We start from the raw sequence: 19760 nt of genomic DNA, 5'->3' as shown, positions 1-19760 counted from the left end.
ATTATTCTCTATTTTTCTTTTTCATCTAAAGAAGTCAATTCATTCTGAAGAAACCAATCATCGACTTCATGAGGTGGATATTCTGTTTCACTTTGATCTTCACCGTATTGGATTTTTGCTTTACCAGCAGGAACTGCTTTTACAACAGCCTTACCTTTTTCATCCAATTTTCCTTTTCTTCTGCTGCCATCTGACAGTAGAATTTCAAAATCAGCACCTTGGACTGGTGTTCCATCACTGTGTAGATATTCCAATACTAAATCATCAAGTTTTAAATCCGTTATTGGTAGATGAGGTAAAATAAAATTTGCTTTAGCCCCACTCACAAACTTGTGCTGCCCCGCCTTACTCTCAAACAAACCACCAGTAGTGGCAAACACACCTGAGCCATTGATTCTTAATTCTGAGGTATCTGCAACTAATCTAATCTCTTTAGGACTGGTAATATAGATTGCATCTTCAGTTGAAATGATTTGAATCCCTTTCCGTGCAATCAAATCAGCCCCATCTCCTTGAGCTTGTATTTCAACCTTGCCTTTACCTGCATAGAATCTGGCACCTTCCTGTGCTGCAAACAAACTGATTTTACTTTGTGCATGAGCTAACAAGTTCTTTTGAGTACTTAGGTTAATACTATCACCTGCACTATGACTAATTTGACCATCTGCTGAAAGATGTACATCTTCATTGCTTGCAAGGGCGATTGAATTGGGTGAAGTCAAAATCATTAAAGCTTGTTTAAATGCTTTTGCCTTAGTTTCGCTTTGCTGTTCGATTTGTTCAATAAACTGCTTAAGATCATCTAGAATTTCTAAAGGGTCGGTTTGTTGATTTTTAGCGACTTCACTTAACGCTTTTGAATTATTCAAACCAGATTCAAGTTGTGATTTGGTCTCTTGTGCATCAAGATGATGACCACTTGCTGAATCTTGCGAATAGGTAGAAAGCAATAAGCCTTGTTTAGCTCTAAGCGCTCCCCACTGATCTGTACGCAATTCAAAGCCTTCACCACGTCCCTCGCTGGTGTCAGTTTCTTTAGGATGACTGAGATTACCTAAATTCAGCTGGCTTGCTGAATGACTACTTTGCAGCTGGACGCTGATTTGTCCTGTACTATCATCAAATCTCAGTTGGTTGTAGCCACTCCCTTTATATTCCTTACTTTTAATCCCTGATAATTTTTTAGTATCTGGCAATTTGCCTTTATGATCAAATTTGGAGGGATGACGTTGTGCTTCATGAATTCGCCCCACGACATACGGTCGATCGATATTGCCATCAAAGAAATTAATGACCACAATTTCTCCAATACGAGGCAAGAATCGTGCACCATAGCCTTCTCCTGCCCAAGGCGTCAGTACATCGACCCAAGCCGAATCTGTATCATTGTCATTTGAACCTGCACCGCGATCATGGGTGTGGTCTTCATTTCGAGTGAACAAGAAGCGTACTTTGATACGTCCCCATTCATCGATATGAATTTCCTCGCCATCCATCCCGACAACTTTTGCTCGTTGTGGATGTGTGGTAGGTCGTTGTTGCAGTGGGTTATATTCAGGAACAATGTCGATGCTTCGACGTTGCAATACAAGCTGATTGGCTTGACGTTCATCTTTGTTATTGGTGATAATATTGTTCAATTGCCAATGACTTTGTTTAAGTAATGCTGTCACTTGATCATTCAGGTCTTTAGGCAAGTTGTTCTGATTATAGAATGTCTTTGAGGTGATCAAAAATTCTTTGTCTGCACCTGAATGCTGATCTATTTCAGGATGTTCATTAAATTCAAACCAATACCCCACATATGCATCTCTTACTGTAGAAATAGCAGTAAATTTTTTGGCTTGTAGATCGAAATATTTACTCAAGTTTTCATTGAGCTTTTCAATTTGGACATGACCAGATTTGGTTACACCATCTTCACCTTTTAAGTCCTGTATCCATGCAGGACTGACATGAAATGCCTGTTCTAAAGCTAAACTTGCCACATTCTGATTGTCTGAATGCTTATGTTTGGTAAGAACTGAACCTGCACCTTCTTCTTGTTCTAAAGCATCCGCTTGCCATCTTTGTACATGTACAGCCGTAGGTTGAATGGAACGTAAACCAGTAAATGCCGTTATGCTATCTTGTCTTTCTACAGCACTGCTACGGTGAAAACGGATACTACGGCGATCTAGTGCTTTGTATTGCGCATTATGATCGATTAGGCGTAGTTTCTGTGGTTGAATCGGCTCTGAAGAACTAGAAACTTTATGCTGTGCTTCATCGACTAAGAAACTTATCCCTTCAGAAGCCAACAACCGTTGAATAAAGTCAAAATCGAGCTCATTGCTCTGCATGATGAATGGTCGGACATCATAGTCTTTGGTTAAGGCTGTTTTGTCCAAAGTCAGGCTTGAAGCAAACAATGGACTTCGCTCTCGCCATTCTTGAAATAGAACCTCCACAACTTGAACAACAGATTTATTCATAAACACTCTGGAGTTTCTACGATATTTCCAAAGCGCTGTGGGGTCTTCAACTGTAAGGCGATAAATTGTAAGAGAACCGTCACTGGCACCTACATCGGCTTTGGTTACGATCCCTGAAATTCGATTCAGCTCAGATTTGTCATTAACAATATCTACGGCCACTTGGCTACCAATAAAGCTTTTTAGAGCAATGCTTGCTGATGTAGATAGACAAGTTAATTGTAGGCTAAGGCCTAAGTTAAGTGTATGTGTCCCATCAATACGTTGCAGTAAAACTTGATCATTTAAAGATGAATTTGAAAATAGAACATGGATCGCACGTTTTTGCGTACCAAGTCCCAGTTGCTCTAAAGCAGTGTAAATATTGTTAGACATAGTTTATTATTTAATTTTAGAATGTGATGAATTATACTAAAAAGCTTAATAAAATGTCTAGACAGGCTTGTCTACAGCCGCTTTTAAAACGACAAATTGTGTCTCATTTTGTTTCAACGTGTTAAGTCAATTATGCCGATAATCAATCTGCCCTTTGGTCATTTGAAAATATTCTTGTATTTTCTTTCTCTCTAATTTGTCTCATTCGAATTGATGTGATTTCACCCAATCGTAATTAGATATTTTTTCTCAACTACAATACCGAATACTTTTCGATGGTTCTTTTCATTTAACTTAAATCATAAGTAAATCTATCTAAAACCCAGTTTGATAATTATTTATTTTTTTCATTTTTACAATATGCAATTAATCAATAAATTCTCATATTACGCAAATTAAAACAAGAACATTCGTGCATTAATTTTTAGATATAGCTGTATTAAGCTGTGTATTTTTTGTACCAATACCGTATTTGTATAATCGTTTAATCTTAAAATCAAAATGCAAAATCCAAACAGTTTGAAATGCAAAAAATTTGATTTTTCACATTTTCAAGACATAAAAACCGTAGCAGCATAATAAGGATATTTTATGACTGAAACACATATTTATCAGCCACATGAAAAACGTAATCGTGTCATGGCTATCGTTGGGGCTGCTTCTGGTAACTTGGTGGAATGGTTTGATTTCTATATTTATGCAGCATTCGCAACCTATTTCACCCATGCATTAACCGCTCCAGATATGGATGACTCCACAAAAGCAATTTATGTGTGGGGCGTCTTTGCTGCTAGTTTTTTCATGCGGCCCATAGGCAGTTGGCTTTTTGGCTGGATTGGCGATACCTATGGACGTAAAAAATCCATGATCATTTCTATTACCTTAATGGCGATCAGTTCATTTTTATTTGCAGCACTCCCGACTTATGATCAAGTCGGTATGGCAGCACCATTTCTATTATTGGCTGTACGTCTGTTACAAGGACTTTCAGTAGGTGGTGAGTATGGTACTGTTGCGACCTATATGAGCGAGGTTGCTTTAAAAGGTCAACGAGGATTCTATTCCTCTTTTCAGTACGTCACGCTGTCTGGTGGACAACTTTTAGCAAGCCTTTTAGGCGTGATTATGTTGGCCCTTATGTCTAAAGAACAATTAATGGATGGTGGCTGGCGTATTCCATTTGTTATTGGTGGTGTCGTTGCCATTCTTTCATTCTTTGCACGTCGACATTTAAAAGAAACCTTATCTGAAGATGATAGTGCAAAAGAGGGTTCAGGCAGTTTAAAAGAATTACTCAGCAAGAACTGGAATACGTTCCTACTGGTTGTTGGTTATACCTCTGCGGGTTCATTGTGTTTTTATATCATCACAGTATATTCAAAAACCTATATCACCAGCCTTGGTTTTGCCGACAAAACGGTCGGCTATATGATGACCATTGCCCTATTTGTATTTATGTGTGCACAACCTTTGTTCGGGATGCTGGCAGATCGAATCGGTCGTCGTGCTTCAATGATGCTCTTTAGTAGCAGCTGTGCCATTTTCATCTATCCTGTCATGGTCATTGCAATGCCGTACTTTAGTGGTTCAGCTTTTATCGTGACATTATTACTGATCTTCTTAATGATGTTACTCAGTTTCTACACCTCGATTAGTGGTTTAGTTAAAGCAGAAATGTTCCCGCCACATATTCGAGCCTTGGGGGTTGGTTTTGCCTATGCTGTCGGTAATGCAATCTTTGGTGGATCTGCACCTGCTGTTGCATTAAAGTTAAAAGATCTTGGTCATGAGAACAGCTTCTTTGTTTACGTGATTGTCATGCTAATTATTTGTCTTTTCTGTAGCATGCAACTCCCTAAACAGCCGAAATATTTACACCATGATCATTAAGCTCAGTATTTTAAGGTCTGTTTTTACAGACCTTTTCTTTTAATACATGCCATTTGTTGTAAAATAACCGCGTATATACAATAAAGTCTTATTAAATCTTGAGGAAAAGATGAAAAAAATATTGCTTATTCTTACCTGTATTTCAATCAGTCATTTTGCCAATGCTAAAACACAAAACTATATACTGGCCAATGGTGGTGGTGTTGATGACAACGGCTTGCTGTTAAAAAATACCCAAGGCAAAACCATTTATGCATACTGCAATCAAAAGTGCGGGCCATGGTTTGACCATGATGAAGAAACAGGCGGGCAAATTTTAAAAAAGCAATATATTGAAAAAAAAGTCCAAGCAGATATTCAATTTGAAAAAAATGCAGATCGAGTTGCTGGTCCTAGTGCAGATGAGTCTTTTTACTTCATTAAACAAATCAAATTTATTGAATAATTTAAAAATAAATCATGACATTAGAATCCACTCCCCATTCTAAATGTCATGCTCTGGATCTTGTAGATAAGCCGCCTGACACCATTTAACTGCTTCAGGATAGTTATAATAATGAGAAAACACGTTTCACTCAATTTATGTTAGGATTTTAAAAATTTTAATTGTTTATCCTATGAAAAAAATTGTAGTTTTCTCAGGTGCAGGAATGAGTGCAGAAAGTGGAATCAGCACGTTCCGAGATAGTAATGGCTTATGGGAGAATTATGATATTCAAGAGGTGGCTACACCTGAAGCTTGGCAGCGTAACCCTGCCTTGGTGCAACGTTTTTATAATGAACGACGTCAACATATTCTCAAAGCCCACCCCAATCAGGCACACGATACCATTGCTCAACTCGAACAATATTTTGATGTCATTGTAATTACTCAAAATATTGATGATCTACATGAACGTGCTGGAAGCCAACAGGTTATTCATTTACATGGCAATATACGCCTTGCTAAAAGTTCTAAACCTAATGCGCAGTACACAAATGAGTTTTATCCTATAGATGGTTGGCAATTGGATCTAGAACAACATAAATGTCCTGAAGGATTTCCACTTCGACCTCATGTGGTTTGGTTTGGTGAAGCTGTTCCTGCGTATGAAGAAGCAGTAGAGATGATCCGTGATGCTGATATTTTTATTGTTATTGGCACCACATTGACCGTCTACCCTGTGGCAGGTTTGATTCACGAGATTCCAGAACACTGTGATGCATATTATATTGACCCGCAAGCCAGTTATGAGCGTGTTCCCCAGCAATACCAGTGTTTAAAAATGAATGCGACTGAAGGAATGCAACAGCTTTTTGAAAAACTGACAACACATTAAAAAACCAGTGCAATTGCACTGGCTTTAAAAATTACAGCATAGCGCTAAGCAAAATCATGCATTGTCATCTGTGGAATTCATCTGATCTTTTTTTACATCTTTAGAAGGTTTAGTCGAAGATGAATCATTGAATAATTTATTCATTACAGGCTTAACCACTCGATAAATAATCAAGCCAAAAAATACCAGTAAATAAAGTGGCCAAATGGTGACTAAAATAACCAATAAATCCAAAATAAATTGCCAGCCATATTGAATACCTTCCCAAGCACGCTTCCAAAAACTATCACCGTTTAAGCGTGCCACAGCATCAACATCAACATCCAGACTTTCTCTCACCATCGCGGGTTGCTTAATGGCAATACTAATCGTGCTAAAACGTACCCGATCTTGAACTTCAAGTTGAGTTAAACGGGAAATTTCATTCAGCTGTGATTGTTTAGTATCACTTGGAACGCTTTGAGTTTGTCCGATTTTTTCTTCTAAAAGCTTTAACTCAAACCGCTTTGCAGAATATTGTTGTTGATTTAAAAAATACATCAAAGGCAATAACTGATTGACATATAACGCGGCTTTATCACTCGGTACTCTGACAATGATCTCTGCATGCGGATCAACTTTTTCAAAAACTCGGATTTTACCATCCGCAATTTTTTGTGTTTTGACATCGAGTACATCAAAACTGATATTTTTCTGCTCTATAAATCCGCCCGCTTGAAAAGTGAGCTTATCAATTTCTAAAGCAGTTTTAACCACATCTTTGACTGTGAAATTAACCTGAGCTTCACGCACCATACGACGTGCTTTTTCTGCTTGACTGACATCGGTACTTAAAATAGTTTCAGGTTTTTGTTCAGTCACAGGTGTGGTATCAACAGAATTTTCAGCAGCTTGCTCAGTACTTTTTTCTGCGGCATCAGCCGCTTGTGCAGCACCCTGAGCAACGACTTGTGCATCTTGAGCAGACGCCGAACTTTCAGCAGCTTGTTCCGATTTTTTCGCACATCCAGAAAGAAGTACCAAGCTTAAGGCGAGAATTAAATGTTTATTATTCATAGATTATTGACTTTTGTTGGTGATTTTAAATTTTGTTGAATTATAAAGAAACTTTATTTTTTTTACCATGCATAAAAATACAGCACCGAAATGCTGTATCTATCAGCGTTTTTTACACGGATCAACAGGTGTAATTCAAACAATTAGCCTGCTTTACCGATTTCTTCATATGGCTGTACTGCAATTTCTGAAATCATATTTTCAAAAGAGAAAATTTCATCTAGACGTTCTTGGCTCAATAAACCTTGTTCGAGTACAACCTCTTGAATGGTTTTATTTTCAGCAATACATTGCTTCCCAATTTCATCACACTTTGCATGACCTAAAATTGGATCAAGTAAGGTAATAATTCCCACACTACGCATCACTGCATCAAAACAGGTTTTTTCATTGGCAACCACACCTTGAATACACTTCTCATCCAAGGTTTGAATCGCATTGATCAATAATTCAATTGATTCATTCATGGTAAGCGCAATCACAGGCTCCATAACATTTAACTGTAATTGGCCTGCTTCTGCTGCGAAGGTAATGGTTAAATCATTACCAATCACTTTAAATGCAACTTGATTGACGACTTCGGGAATCACAGGATTGACTTTTGCTGGCATGATTGATGAACCAGCTTGTAATTCAGGTAAGCGAATTTCCCATAAACCTGTTCTTGGGCCAGAACTTAATAGACGTAAGTCATTACAGATTTTAGAGAGTTTTACAGCCAAACGTTTTAAGGTGCTTGAAAGGATAATAAATACACCGCAGTCACTGGTCGCTTCAACATAATCTTCTGCACCAATTAAATTTAAACCTGTTAAGGCTTTTAAATTTTCATTGACCTGCGCAGCATAACCATGTGGCGTATTTACCCCTGTACCAATCGCAGTAGCGCCTAAGTTAATTTCTAATAAAAGTTCACGGGTCTTTTTAATTAGACGAACATCTTCTTTGAGTAATGTCGCAAAGGCATGAAACTCTTGTCCTAATGTCATTGGGACAGCATCTTGTAACTGGGTCCGTCCCATTTTTAGCACATACTGAAACTCAGCAGATTTTAATGTCAGTGAACTAATCAAATTATTGATTTTTTCAAATAACAAATCCAGTGAATAGTAAGTTGCTAAACGTAATGCGGTGGGATAGACATCATTGGTCGATTGAGATTTATTGACATGGTCATTTGGATGGATGATGTCATAACGTCCTTTCGCATAACCTAAAGACTCTAATGCGATATTGGCAATGACTTCATTGGTGTTCATATTAATCGATGTTCCCGCACCACCTTGGTAGACATCTGATGGAAATGCATCTTTCCAATTTTGCGGATTTTCAATCAGTTGATCACTTGCTTTTTGAATCGCTACACTGATTTCTTCAGAGATCTTATTAAATTGCAAATTGGTTTGTGCCGAGGCCTTTTTGACCTGAGCCAAAGCGCGGATAAAAAAGCTTTGCTCACCGACGCTATGTTTAGAAATATTAAAATTTTCTAAAGCTCGGATTGTATGAATGCCATAATAACTGTTTATAGGAACTTCTTTACTTCCCAATAAATCTTTTTCTATTCTTGTAACTTCAGGTTGAACCGTTTCCATGTGATCTGCTCATTATATATTTATGCACTATAGTTGTGCAGTTATAATAATATTCCTTCTCATCTGCTTTTGTACTAGCAAAATATGTCATTTCGATAAACAATTTTATGGAATTATCAATTAAACGTTAACAATGTAACTTTGCGTAAAGTATAATCCCGCAGTCACTAAACACTCCCAGTAGAATTTTTTTGGATATAAATTGCTGATTTTTTGCATTTGTATCTAAAGTTACAATCGGATACATAAATCTTGCACAATCACCTTATAAAAATCACAGCGATATTTTTTAGTTGTGTGAAAGAATTCGCTCGTGAAACTTATGCGATAAAAAATAAAACTTGGAGATTTACTCCACAAGGACTGAATTAAATATGGACTCACTCAACCCCACAGTTGTCACGTTTATCTTTTATATCATTGCAATGGTTTGTATAGGCTTATATGCCTATATAAAAACCACCGATTTCTCAGATTATATTTTGGGAGGTCGAAGCTTAGGGAGTTTTGTCACTGCACTTTCAGCAGGTGCATCGGATATGAGTGGCTGGCTACTCATGGGTCTCCCCGGCGCAATTTACTTGACTGGATTATCTGAATCATGGATCGCAATCGGGCTTATTATTGGTGCTTGGCTCAACTGGTATTTGGTTGCAGGCCGTTTACGTGTCCATACTGAAATACAAAATAATGCATTAACATTACCAGATTATTTCACCAGCCGTTTTGGTGATAAAAAGAAAGTGATCCGTATCATTTCTGCACTGGTTATTTTAATCTTCTTTGGTATTTACTGTGCTTCAGGCATGGTGGCAGGTGCACGTTTATTCGAAAGTATTTTTGCCATGAACTACACCACTGCACTTTGGGTTAGTGCGATTGCAACCATCAGTTATGTATGTATCGGTGGCTTCCTTGCGATCAGTTGGACAGATACATTTCAAGCGGGCTTGATGATTTTTGCATTGCTGTTGGCACCGATTATGACTTTCTTGGCAGTCGGTGATTTACAACATGTCAATCAATTGATTGAAGCCGCACGTCCACATGCAGCAAATATGTTCCAAGGGGTTAGTTTTATTGCCATCATTTCGTCAATGGCATGGGGCTTAGGCTATTTTGGACAACCGCATATTCTAGTCCGTTTTATGGCAGCAGATTCAGTGAAAACCATTCCCAACGCTCGTCGTATTGGTATGGCATGGATGATTCTATGTTTAGCGGGCGCTGTTGCTGTCGGTTATGTGGGTATTGCTTATTTCCAAGCACATCCTGACATTCCATCAGCTGCAATTGTGGCAAAAAATCCAGAAACAGTGTTTATGGAATTAACCAAAATCTTATTTAATCCATGGGTTGCTGGTGTTGTCCTAGCCGCTATTTTAGCAGCTGTCATGAGTACCTTAAGTTGTCAGCTTTTGGTATGCTCAAGTACCTTAACTGAAGATTTATATAAATCTTTTCTTCGTAAAAAAGCCTCACAAAATGAGTTGGTTTGGGTTGGTCGTTTAATGGTTTTAGCCATTTCAGTGCTCGCGATCATTTTGGCATTTAACCCAGAAAGCAAGGTACTAGGTCTAGTGGCTTATGCATGGGCTGGTTTTGGTGCAGCATTTGGTCCGCTTATTTTATTGTCTGTGTTTTGGAAACGTATGACTTTAAATGGCGCATTGATCGGTATCATTGTCGGTGCTGTAACCGTAATTGTTTGGAAAAACACCATGGCGCATACGGGCTTATATGAAATCGTGCCAGGCTTTGTGCTTTCTTTCATCAGCATCATTGTGGTCAGTTTAATGGACAAAGCGCCTGAAAAAGATGTAATTGATCGTTTTGAAAATGCTGAACAAATTTATAACCGTGAAATGAAAAATATGTAAATTCACATGTTTGAATAAACCATTAGCGTTGGGGGCATTCATGCCCCTTTTCTATTTCTTTACTTTCGCTTTAAAATTTAAATGTAATTGTGAGCTGTCTTTAATCACTTCCATCACTGGATAACTACGTGTTTCTTTTACCCCAGGCAATTGCCAGAGTACTTGCCCTGAAATACGACGAAACTCCTCCATATCAGCACATCGAATTTTCACTAAAAAATCAAAACCGCCACTGATCATATGACATGCCATGATTTCTGGATATTGTACAATGGCATCTGAAAAAGCATCCAAAGCATTGGGTGTGGTTTTGTCTAAAAGAATCTCAACAAATACCACAAAATTAGCGCCTAACATTTTCGGATTTAGTTTTGCTTCATAGCCCAAAATAAATCCTTCCCCTGTCAATTTTTGCACCCGAGCAAGCGCAGCTGTGGGCGATAAATTAACTTTTTCAGCCAGCTTAATATTGGAAATTTTTCCATCTTTTTGCAAAATGTCCAAAATCCGAATATCTATACGATCTAAGCTTAAATAAGCACTTTCCATAGAATAATTCTCTAAATATTATTCAAATTATAGTGAGTTATTCACCAAATATTCTGTAATCATAAATTATATAAACCCATCTGCTCAACAAAAATATTTGCTAGTCACAGGACGTTGACAATGAATATGGATTCACCTCAAGTTTTAAATGCAAACCTACTTCCAAGTTTGGATTACATTACCGAATTTAAAGACAAAACTGATTTTGAAGAAGAAATCAATCATGCGTGGCGTCGTGCTGAATCGGAATGTGTTGAAAACTTACTTGAGCACAGTCAAATTTCTGAAGCAATGAATCAGAAAATTTATGAGATTGCATTTAACTTAGCGCATAGCTTACGTGACCGTAAAAGTTCGTCAGGCAAAGCAGGTATCGTACAAGGTCTGCTGCAAGAGTTTTCATTGTCTTCACAAGAAGGCATCGCATTGATGTGCTTGGCTGAAGCCTTATTGCGTATCCCTGATAGTGCGACCCGAGACTTATTGATTCGCGATAAAATTAATCAAGGAAACTGGAAAGATCATTTAGGCCAAAGTAATCTGATGTTTGTCAATGCTGCTGCATGGGGACTCATGCTGACTGGCAAGCTGATGGAAACGCCTAAACAAACCAGCCTTTCAGGGATTCTCACTTCGCTTTTAGCGCGTACAGGTAAAGGCATCATACGTAAGGCAGTTGATGCAGCCATGCGTATGATGGGTGAGCAGTTTGTTACTGGTGAAACCATTGAAGAAGCATTGGACAATGCCAAAATCCTTGAAGACAAAGGTTTCCGTTATTCTTATGACATGCTTGGTGAAGCGGCACTGACTGAACACGATGCAGATCGCTATTTTGAAGACTATACTCAAGCGATTCATGCCATAGGTAAAGCGTCTGAAGGTAAAGATGTTTATACCGGTCCAGGAATTTCAATTAAACTTTCGGCTTTACATCCACGTTATCAACGTTCTCAAACCGAGCGTGTGCATCATGAACTTTATCCTCGTATTTTAAATTTAGCACTTTTAGCAAAGACCTATGACATTGGTCTTAATATTGATGCTGAAGAAGCAGATCGTTTAGAGCTGTCTTTAGAATTACTTGAGCGTTTATGCTTTGAGCCACAACTGGCAAACTGGAAAGGTATTGGCTTTGTCATTCAAGCCTATCAAAAGCGTTGTTTCTATGTGGTAGATTATATTATTGATCTGGCAAAACGTAGTCAAAAACGTTTAATGATTCGCCTGGTCAAAGGTGCTTACTGGGACAGTGAAATCAAAAAGGCACAAATTGACGGTATGTCTGACTATCCAGTCTTTACCCGTAAAGTGCATACAGATTTGTCGTATATTTCATGTGCAAAAAAACTATTGGCTGCGCCTGATCAGGTGTATCCGCAATTTGCAACACATAATGCGCAAACGCTTGCCACAATTTATGAGTTAGCAGATCCACAAAAATATTATCTTGGTCAATATGAATTCCAATGCTTACATGGCATGGGTGAACCACTTTATGAACAAGTGGTAGGCAAGGTTTCGGATCAGAAACTAGGGATTCCATGTCGTATTTATGCGCCTGTCGGTAATCACGAAACCTTATTGGCTTATTTGGTTCGACGTTTATTGGAAAATGGTGCAAATACTTCATTTGTTAACCGTATTGCAGATAAAAATATTAAAATTGAAGACTTGATTGAAAATCCTGTTCAAGAAATTTTACATACTGCAGAAAAAGAGCATGCAGTCGGGCTAAAACACCCTGCTATTCCGCTTCCTCATGATTTATATCAAGGCATACGCCAAAACTCTCAAGGTTTAGACTTAGCCGATGACAGTAAATTAAAAGATTTAAATCAAACTGTTCAGCACTATTTAAAACACCAGTGGAACAGTTATAGCCTTGTCGATCAGCTTGATTTACAAGACTTAGCTGAAATAAATTCGCAAGAAATCCGCAATCCAGCTGATCACACTGATTTGGTTGGTTATGTGATCGAAGCAGAAACAGCGCAAGTTGATTTGGCCTTAGATAACGCTCATCAAGCTTTTGAAAATTGGAAAAACGCATCTCAAGATTTTCGTGCAGAGTTATTGCTCAAAGCTGCTGCAATTATGGAATCGCGTATTCAGGAACTGATGGTTTTACTGTGTCGTGAAAGTGGTAAAACCTACAGCAATGGTATTGCCGAAGTACGTGAAGCCGTTGATTTCCTCAGATATTATGCAGCTCAAATGCAAAGTATCGAAAAAAATGGCGCACTTAGCCCCTTGGGTACAATTTTATGTATCAGCCCTTGGAACTTCCCGCTTGCAATTTTTACTGGACAAATATCGGCAGCACTTGTTGCAGGAAATACCGTAATTGCTAAACCTGCGGAACAAACCCCATTAATTGCAGCACAAGCAATTCAAATCTTATGGGAAGCAGGAGTTCCAAAATCAGTTGTACAATTACTTCCTGGTCGTGGTGAAACAGTCGGTGCAAAACTTAGCCAAGACGAGCGTATTCAAGGCATTATGTTCACAGGTTCCACTGAAGTTGCTAAGATTTTACAAAAAACCGTGGCACAACGTCTGAGTCCAACAGGTCAACCGATTCCGCTGATTGCTGAAACAGGTGGCCAAAATGCGATGATCGTCGATTCTTCTGCGCTGACAGAACAAGTGGTAATTGATGCAGTAAATTCAGCATTTGATAGCGCAGGTCAACGTTGTTCTGCCCTCCGTGTATTGTGCGTTCAAGAAGACAATGCAGCAACCTTAATTAAGATGCTTAAAGGCGCCATGCAACAGCTCAATATTGGGCAACCTATTTTGCTTAAAACAGATATAGGTCCAGTGATTGATGGTGAAGCGCAACAAAATATTGAAAAGCATATCGAAATGATGCGTAGCAAGGGCTATTCAATACATCAACTTGCTTATGAAACACCAACATCTGATCTAAATGCAGGCACATTTATTGTCCCGACGGTGATTGAGCTTCCAAATCTGAATGATTTAAAACGTGAAGTTTTTGGACCTGTATTGCATGTTATTACCTATAAATATGGTGAATTAAAGCAATTGTTAGAACATATCAATGCAAAAGGATATGGTCTAACCATGGGTTTACATACACGTATCGATGAAACCATTCAAACCACTATTGAACATGCGGAAGTGGGCAACTTATATATTAATCGTAATATTGTAGGTGCTGTTGTCGGCGTACAACCTTTTGGTGGTGAAGGTTTATCAGGAACAGGGCCTAAAGCTGGCGGTCCGATTTATTTATATAAATTGATGCAGCATACAGCCCTACCCAATCGCCCTTTTGGTACTGTAAAAAATATCTCGGAACAGCTCAATCTAAAACCATCTGAGATTCAAACAGAATTTAACACTTGGGCGAAGCAGCATTATTCGCAATGGGCTATGCATCAGTATCAATCCCCGATTGCTTTATATGAACTTCCGGGTCCAACAGGTGAATTGAATCAATATCATGTTGTATCACGTCATCGCATATTGGCAATCGCAGCGCAAGAACAGGCTTTGCTGAATCAATTTAATGCAATTTTGTCTCTCAATGCGCAAGTCTGTATTTTAAGTGATGATGCGATTGCTTTAAAAATGATTCAAAGTATGCCAAAAGCATTGCAACAAAAATTTTCGATGATCAATGATGTGACTGTTGGAGAGTTTGAGGCAGTTTTACATCAAGGTGCTGGTCTAAAAGAATTACAGACTGTGATTGCGCAACGTGAAGGCGCAATTGTTGGCATAACGCATTTAGCGGATGCCAATACAATTATCCCACTTGCACCATTACTTATTGAGCGTGCGATCAGCATCAATACTGCTGCTGCGGGCGGAAATGCAAGTTTGATGACTTTAGGCAGTGAATAAATCATAAAGCAATGATTTAACCCAGTTTAAAGAAAGTTTTCCATTCCAAGTCAATATCATTTGACTTGGTTTTTTTTATTTAGGAACGTTATTTTAGTTTGCAGCTATTGGTTTTGCTTAAAAATCTGAGCAAATGAATCACTATTCAGGATAAGTCCTTAATAACAATTGCTGTTTAATTTCCTCATAATCATCCTGCATTTTTGGGGAGAGACTTTCTACAAACCATGCCCCATCCGCTGCATAACGTAATATTTTTAATGTGGCAGAATCATCCGTTTCAGCATGTTGAGACAATCGCCGTGTCAGCCATTGATCCCACTTCTCACTATAAGATTTATCAGTCATCAATGTCATGCTTAAAGCACTCCATACCGTGTTGACCCCAAATGAAGAACTTAAGGTGACAGCAATATATGCACGTGTAAAACAGCCATAAGTGACTGGATCTTGTTCAATTGCTAGACTGACTTGCTGGTCCAGTTGTTGGATTAATTCTTCCAACATGGCCTCAATCAAAACTTGTTTATTGGCAAAATGATGAAATACACCACCTTTCGTTACACCTGAACGTGTTGCAATACTTTGAATCGACACGCCATTTACACCGTGTTCAGCAACTAAACTCATCGTGTTGGCTAAAATTAATTTTTTAACACCTTCAGGATCTTTTTTACGTTGATAAGCATTTTCTACAATTTTATCCATACTCAAATCTTACCTGCTTCGTGCATTTATCAATGTCCTGCTGATGTTGAAAATAAGTTAATCACCAATACACCTGAAATAATTAATCCAATGCCTGCAATTGCAGCAAAGTCTAAGCTTTGTTTGAAAATGAAGTAACCCACCAAAGCAGTCAGGATAATACCGACACCAGCCCAAATTGCATAAGCAATACCTAATGGAATCGTTTTAATCACTTGAGACAGTAAATAAAAAGAAATCACATAAAAAAATACCACCAGTAAACTTGGGACTAACTTTGTGAAGCCTTGCGATTTCACTAAGAATGTTGAACCTGTTACTTCAGCGATGATAGCGACCGCCAATAAACTATAGGCAAAAAGTGTAGAATTCATAAACTCATCAAAAGATACCATTTGGTTGGTATGTTATATAAATTCAATTTACAATACAATCTTTAGCGATTTGTAATCTCAGCCATTAAATTTGATGAGTAATAAGCAATTTCACTTTGATAAAAATTATTTTATAAAAAAAGGCGAGTTATCAATATGATACTCACCTTTTTTCTTCAATTTTCTACTTAATCAGGTAGGATGAATAAAATAGAAAAATGAAATTATAAACAACAAGGCAATGACCGCCAAAATTAAATACGTGTTTACCGTGTTGAAACTCTTTATAAAGTTTAAAATTTCCATTATTTTCGTCACAAAATAAACCAAAATCTATTTTAATATATCTTGTCACAATTTGTAAGATCATTAAGTCTGCTTAAATTAAAAAACACTTAAAAAATGAGTCTAAACGTCTACTTTTACAGCACAAATAGATATTAAAATGAGCCATTCCAAATGATAAATATTATCATATAGTTGTTTTTATTCAGTTATTCTGTAGGTTTTGATACCTATATCACAAGAATAAACATCAAACTCCGTTGATAAAAAATCACCCGAATTGATTAAATTATCTTAACAAACTATGTTTTTAATGTTTTAAACATATGATAAAAAAATCAAAAAAATGAAATATTTAGATACACTCTTCAAATAAAATGAATAAAAAATGAAGGATTTAGATAGAAGTGTTACAAGTTGTGTTTAACAATAAGCGCGCATAGCAATGCTTTATGTATATTAAATTTTAAGTGTATAAGGCAAAAAGTGATCACTATAGGATCAACTAAGTGTTTAAAAGATATATTACTTTTTCTCATGCAAAATGATAAAAAAATTTACACTCATTCCTTGAGTTGTAAATTTTAAAAATTGTTATTCTACTTATTAAAAAGCTTATTTCACCTCAAAATGGTGTTTTTCTGTGACCAATTTAATTTTTATATCTTTATAGTAACGAACCATTGTGTTATTGGGATCTTTCTTGAGGGCATCTGCAAATTTATCTTCATTCATTAACTTGGCATAGGTTTTATAGCCAATTTCTAAAGTTGATGCTTTCTTACTTGATTCTTGAAATTCATCTATACGCTTGTTGATTTGCTTTACACTGATTTCCATCTTTCATTTCTCGCTACAATTTTATTTTTTATAACATGCTTTTATGACAATTCAGTTTAAATCATTATTTTTTGAGTTTATTTTGAATCAACATTTTTCTTCAAAAACAAAATAGTTTGATCAAACGTTTGCTGACTCGCCTTTTTGCCCAAGAAAAATTGATATTCATGGACCAACCATTCTTTTGATTCCGGGTAGAAAATAGCTTGAACAGGGATTTGCTTTTCTTGCAACGCTTTTACAAAAGGAATGGACTGCGTATCTGTGAGAAAATCTTTATTCCCTCCACTGATAAATACAGGCGGATAATCCTTGGTAAGATGTTGTATAGGTGATAAACGTTTTAAATATTCAGGATTGTCTTTTTGATTACCTGTATAAGCTTGAACAAGGTTATTTACCCCCCATTCAATCAGTTTGATTTCATCTGGTGCTGTATTGATAAAGGCATTCATATCATAAATTCCGCAATGCAGAATTAAACCCTTAAGTTGTGAAGCTTGAATCGAGGCTGTAAATCCAGATTCTTTGGCAAAATTTGGGTTAGTGAGAAGCGCTGCATAATGACTGGCCAAATTGGCCCCAGCCGAATCCCCTGCTAAAAATAATTGATCAGCATCTATATGGTATTGTTTTGCATTTTGCTGGATAAATCGCAGTGCATTATTGATTTGATACAACTGCGTTGGATAAATTGCTTGCGGTGCAAATTGGTATTGCACAGAAACAACATTATAACCTTGTGCTGCAAGCAGTTTAAAATATCCTCTTGCATTATCTTTAGCACCTGAAATCCAACCACCACCATGAATCCAGATCACTGTTGGGCGTTTTTCAAATTGTTGAATATCTATTGGCTGATAGAGATCTAAACTGAGTTTTGGTTGTTCTTGGTAAGTTATATTATGGGTAACAATGACATTCTCTGGCGCATGTTTATCCATCAGATAGCGTTGAAAATGTGTTGAAGTATCAAATGCCTTGGCAATGATTTTGTTATTTTTTTGCACATTTTGGCAGGCAGACAGTGTGAATAGTGAAAGTGTACAAATAAGAATTTTCAGTTTATGCATTTTGACCTCAAAAATGTTCAATCATTGTGATTTTCACATTATCGATACATTCAATTGTGAGCCTAATATAGCTTAAAAAATGAATTCCTTTTCTTTTAATTTCAATGCAAAAATAACTAAAAAAATTTTAATTTATATTTGCGCGATTTGTTGATGTAGAGTTTGCAAAAATAAATCCGCTTCAGCTTTCGTCTGGCACTTTTTATGATATAGACCATTGGCATTTTGATTGTGTGGTGTATATTCTATAGTTATAGAAAAATTTTGCGTAATCATATCTTTAGAAACATGTATCGCGATAATATGCAGTGAATTTAGGTAAAAACCATCTTCTATTTTAACCAGCATTTTAAGCCTCAAACTTTATAACACAGAGAGAGTAAGATAAAAAAGCCCATCTTTTGATGAGCTTATTGTTTAAATATTTTAAACTTAATCATACTTCAATTTAGCCAATATTTAAAATTTTTGGCTGTTTATTATGTAACAAAAGGAATATCCACTAAGAATTTTCTTGAACAATACAATAATAAAAAACTAACACATCATCAAAATTCAGCTTTAGATTGTCTGACATTTTTTTAATTGATCAAATTGCTTTGGTGTTAGATTGAATAAATCGTGATACTTATCACATTTCATAATAAAAGTTATTTTATCGAAATCTCTTTTATGGAGGTTGTTAATATGAATTATTTGATTATTCTAAACTCATCACAAGCACATCATTATGATGAAGTCCATAAGCTTATCTGTGACTACGATGCTTCGATTCGGGTGAACCCTTCCACTTGGCTGATCAATACCAACTATGAAGCCAACATCATTCGCCAGCATTTAGCGAGTATTATTAGCATTCATGACTCTTTGTTAGTCTTTAAGATTGATGGTGAACATTCATTTACCAATGATTTGGATTTAAATGACTGGATGGAGGATATAAACAGTAAAAGTATGATTCGTGTCTAAAGCTCATTCCGCTAAATTGCTATAACTAAGGCTTAAATAAACATGATTTTTCATGTTTGAAGCGCTTTAGCATTGATGTCACATATCGAAAGCCACGATAACAAACGACTAAATATCGTTTGAAAACATAAATGAATAAATTGCAGGAAAACAATCAACACTAAGAAAGACGAAAAGATTATAGCTTTATATCATTTCAAAGATAATGATAAATCCTTGAAAGTTGAATACACGACCTCACTTCCAAGGATATTTAATTAGGGTCTGTTGACAATTCGTCTACGTTTGCGACTACGTGTGTTTTTTAGGCGATACTAGGCGCGAAATACGAAATTTAGTCATTCTAAATAATGAGAAACATCGTTTCGCAAGGTAACACGTAGCGGCAAAAAACACGCTAGTCCCGAAGTAGGTTAAAATTGAGCAGGCAAGGCATGAAACGAAGAGAATAGCGAGACTATTTTCGAGTTTCATAACGAAGGCTGAGATAATTTTAA

The 19760-nt window shown here is 36.9% G+C and carries 15 protein-coding genes; 6 read left to right on the top strand and 9 right to left on the bottom strand.

The window, feature by feature from the left end; translation table 11 throughout:
* Positions 1-8 precede the first annotated feature (8 nt).
* The gene (locus L3V46_RS09445) at positions 9-2849 is read right to left on the bottom strand and encodes a type VI secretion system Vgr family protein (protein WP_239045517.1); all 2841 of its coding nucleotides are present in this window, start codon (positions 2847-2849) and stop codon (positions 9-11) included.
* Positions 2850-3440: 591 nt separating this feature from the next.
* Between L3V46_RS09445 and L3V46_RS09440 the strand changes: the two genes are divergently transcribed.
* The 3 genes from L3V46_RS09440 to L3V46_RS09430 all read left to right on the top strand — a co-directional run bounded on the left by L3V46_RS09440 (position 3441) and on the right by L3V46_RS09430 (position 6058).
* Complete coding sequence (locus tag L3V46_RS09440; protein WP_004821900.1) at positions 3441-4739, top strand: MFS transporter; 1299 nt, start codon at positions 3441-3443, stop codon at positions 4737-4739.
* 109 nt (positions 4740-4848) lie between these two features.
* Positions 4849-5184, top strand: a complete 336-nt coding sequence (locus tag L3V46_RS09435) for a hypothetical protein (protein ID WP_004821903.1) — start codon at positions 4849-4851, stop codon at positions 5182-5184.
* A gap of 172 nt (positions 5185-5356) precedes the next feature.
* Entirely contained in the window at positions 5357-6058 is a 702-nt protein-coding gene (locus tag L3V46_RS09430; protein WP_239045516.1) for a Sir2 family NAD-dependent protein deacetylase, read from the top strand.
* A gap of 54 nt (positions 6059-6112) precedes the next feature.
* On the opposite strand, the gene L3V46_RS09425 is transcribed toward L3V46_RS09430, so the two are convergent.
* Both L3V46_RS09425 and aspA read right to left on the bottom strand, forming a co-directional pair.
* The gene (locus L3V46_RS09425; protein ID WP_239045515.1) at positions 6113-7114 is read right to left on the bottom strand and encodes a DUF4349 domain-containing protein; all 1002 of its coding nucleotides are present in this window, start codon (positions 7112-7114) and stop codon (positions 6113-6115) included.
* A 143-nt stretch (positions 7115-7257) separates the two neighbouring features.
* On the bottom strand, positions 7258-8709 hold the full coding sequence (gene aspA, locus L3V46_RS09420; RefSeq protein WP_239045514.1) for an aspartate ammonia-lyase: 1452 nt from the start codon (positions 8707-8709) through the stop codon (positions 7258-7260).
* Between the two features lie 374 nt (positions 8710-9083).
* On the opposite strand from aspA, the gene putP reads away from it, so the two are divergent.
* Entirely contained in the window at positions 9084-10589 is a 1506-nt protein-coding gene (putP, locus tag L3V46_RS09415; protein ID WP_239045513.1) for a sodium/proline symporter PutP, read from the top strand.
* Between the two features lie 51 nt (positions 10590-10640).
* Here putP and L3V46_RS09410 read toward each other — a convergent pair whose 3' ends face one another.
* Positions 10641-11138, bottom strand: a complete 498-nt coding sequence (locus L3V46_RS09410; protein ID WP_004821915.1) for an Lrp/AsnC ligand binding domain-containing protein — start codon at positions 11136-11138, stop codon at positions 10641-10643.
* 120 nt (positions 11139-11258) lie between these two features.
* On the opposite strand from L3V46_RS09410, the gene putA reads away from it, so the two are divergent.
* Positions 11259-15014 (top strand): trifunctional transcriptional regulator/proline dehydrogenase/L-glutamate gamma-semialdehyde dehydrogenase, encoded by a 3756-nt coding sequence (putA, locus tag L3V46_RS09405; RefSeq protein WP_239045512.1) that lies wholly within the window; start codon positions 11259-11261, stop codon positions 15012-15014.
* Between the two features lie 141 nt (positions 15015-15155).
* Here putA and L3V46_RS09400 read toward each other — a convergent pair whose 3' ends face one another.
* The 5 genes from L3V46_RS09400 to L3V46_RS09380 form a co-directional block, all read right to left on the bottom strand.
* Positions 15156-15722 carry a TetR/AcrR family transcriptional regulator gene (locus tag L3V46_RS09400; protein ID WP_239045511.1) on the bottom strand — a complete coding sequence of 189 codons (567 nt, stop codon included), beginning with the start codon at positions 15720-15722 and terminating at the stop codon, positions 15156-15158.
* 29 nt (positions 15723-15751) lie between these two features.
* A complete protein-coding gene (locus tag L3V46_RS09395) occupies positions 15752-16096 on the bottom strand; it encodes an SMR family transporter (RefSeq protein WP_239045510.1) in 345 nt (114 codons plus the stop codon).
* Between the two features lie 900 nt (positions 16097-16996).
* Positions 16997-17221: a hypothetical protein gene (locus L3V46_RS09390; protein ID WP_004719860.1), complete on the bottom strand. Its 225-nt coding sequence runs from the start codon at positions 17219-17221 to the stop codon at positions 16997-16999.
* Between the two features lie 77 nt (positions 17222-17298).
* On the bottom strand, positions 17299-18294 hold the full coding sequence (locus L3V46_RS09385) for an alpha/beta hydrolase (protein ID WP_239045509.1): 996 nt from the start codon (positions 18292-18294) through the stop codon (positions 17299-17301).
* Between the two features lie 132 nt (positions 18295-18426).
* On the bottom strand, positions 18427-18642 hold the full coding sequence (locus L3V46_RS09380; RefSeq protein ID WP_239045508.1) for a hypothetical protein: 216 nt from the start codon (positions 18640-18642) through the stop codon (positions 18427-18429).
* 339 nt (positions 18643-18981) lie between these two features.
* Here L3V46_RS09380 and L3V46_RS09375 point away from each other — a divergent pair, with 339 nt between their 5' ends.
* Positions 18982-19263, top strand: coding sequence for a hypothetical protein (locus L3V46_RS09375; RefSeq protein ID WP_004821930.1), 282 nt, complete (start codon positions 18982-18984; stop codon positions 19261-19263).
* The last annotated feature ends 497 nt before the right edge of the window (positions 19264-19760 follow it).

This window comes from Acinetobacter sp. AG3 (assembly GCF_022343575.1).
GTDB classification, from domain to species: domain Bacteria; phylum Pseudomonadota; class Gammaproteobacteria; order Pseudomonadales; family Moraxellaceae; genus Acinetobacter; species Acinetobacter guillouiae.
The sequence above is the reverse complement of the archived record's forward strand: the minus strand, read 5'-3'. Positions and strand labels throughout refer to the sequence as shown.

What these genes read in the sequence shown, in the direction of transcription:
- putP (WP_239045513.1), top strand. Translation starts at nt 9,084, where the DNA reads ATGGACTCACTCAACCCCACAGTTGTCACGTTTATCTTTTATATCATT.
- L3V46_RS09425 (WP_239045515.1), bottom strand. Translation starts at nt 7,114, where the DNA reads ATGAATAATAAACATTTAATTCTCGCCTTAAGCTTGGTACTTCTTTCT.
- L3V46_RS09390 (WP_004719860.1), bottom strand. Translation starts at nt 17,221, where the DNA reads ATGGAAATCAGTGTAAAGCAAATCAACAAGCGTATAGATGAATTTCAA.
- L3V46_RS09410 (WP_004821915.1), bottom strand. Translation starts at nt 11,138, where the DNA reads ATGGAAAGTGCTTATTTAAGCTTAGATCGTATAGATATTCGGATTTTG.
- L3V46_RS09375 (WP_004821930.1), top strand. Translation starts at nt 18,982, where the DNA reads ATGAATTATTTGATTATTCTAAACTCATCACAAGCACATCATTATGAT.
- L3V46_RS09400 (WP_239045511.1), bottom strand. Translation starts at nt 15,722, where the DNA reads ATGGATAAAATTGTAGAAAATGCTTATCAACGTAAAAAAGATCCTGAA.
- L3V46_RS09435 (WP_004821903.1), top strand. Translation starts at nt 4,849, where the DNA reads ATGAAAAAAATATTGCTTATTCTTACCTGTATTTCAATCAGTCATTTT.
- putA (WP_239045512.1), top strand. Translation starts at nt 11,259, where the DNA reads ATGAATATGGATTCACCTCAAGTTTTAAATGCAAACCTACTTCCAAGT.
- L3V46_RS09430 (WP_239045516.1), top strand. Translation starts at nt 5,357, where the DNA reads ATGAAAAAAATTGTAGTTTTCTCAGGTGCAGGAATGAGTGCAGAAAGT.
- L3V46_RS09440 (WP_004821900.1), top strand. Translation starts at nt 3,441, where the DNA reads ATGACTGAAACACATATTTATCAGCCACATGAAAAACGTAATCGTGTC.
- L3V46_RS09445 (WP_239045517.1), bottom strand. Translation starts at nt 2,849, where the DNA reads ATGTCTAACAATATTTACACTGCTTTAGAGCAACTGGGACTTGGTACG.
- aspA (WP_239045514.1), bottom strand. Translation starts at nt 8,709, where the DNA reads ATGGAAACGGTTCAACCTGAAGTTACAAGAATAGAAAAAGATTTATTG.
- L3V46_RS09385 (WP_239045509.1), bottom strand. Translation starts at nt 18,294, where the DNA reads ATGCATAAACTGAAAATTCTTATTTGTACACTTTCACTATTCACACTG.
- L3V46_RS09395 (WP_239045510.1), bottom strand. Translation starts at nt 16,096, where the DNA reads ATGAATTCTACACTTTTTGCCTATAGTTTATTGGCGGTCGCTATCATC.
- L3V46_RS09380 (WP_239045508.1), bottom strand. Translation starts at nt 18,642, where the DNA reads ATGCTGGTTAAAATAGAAGATGGTTTTTACCTAAATTCACTGCATATT.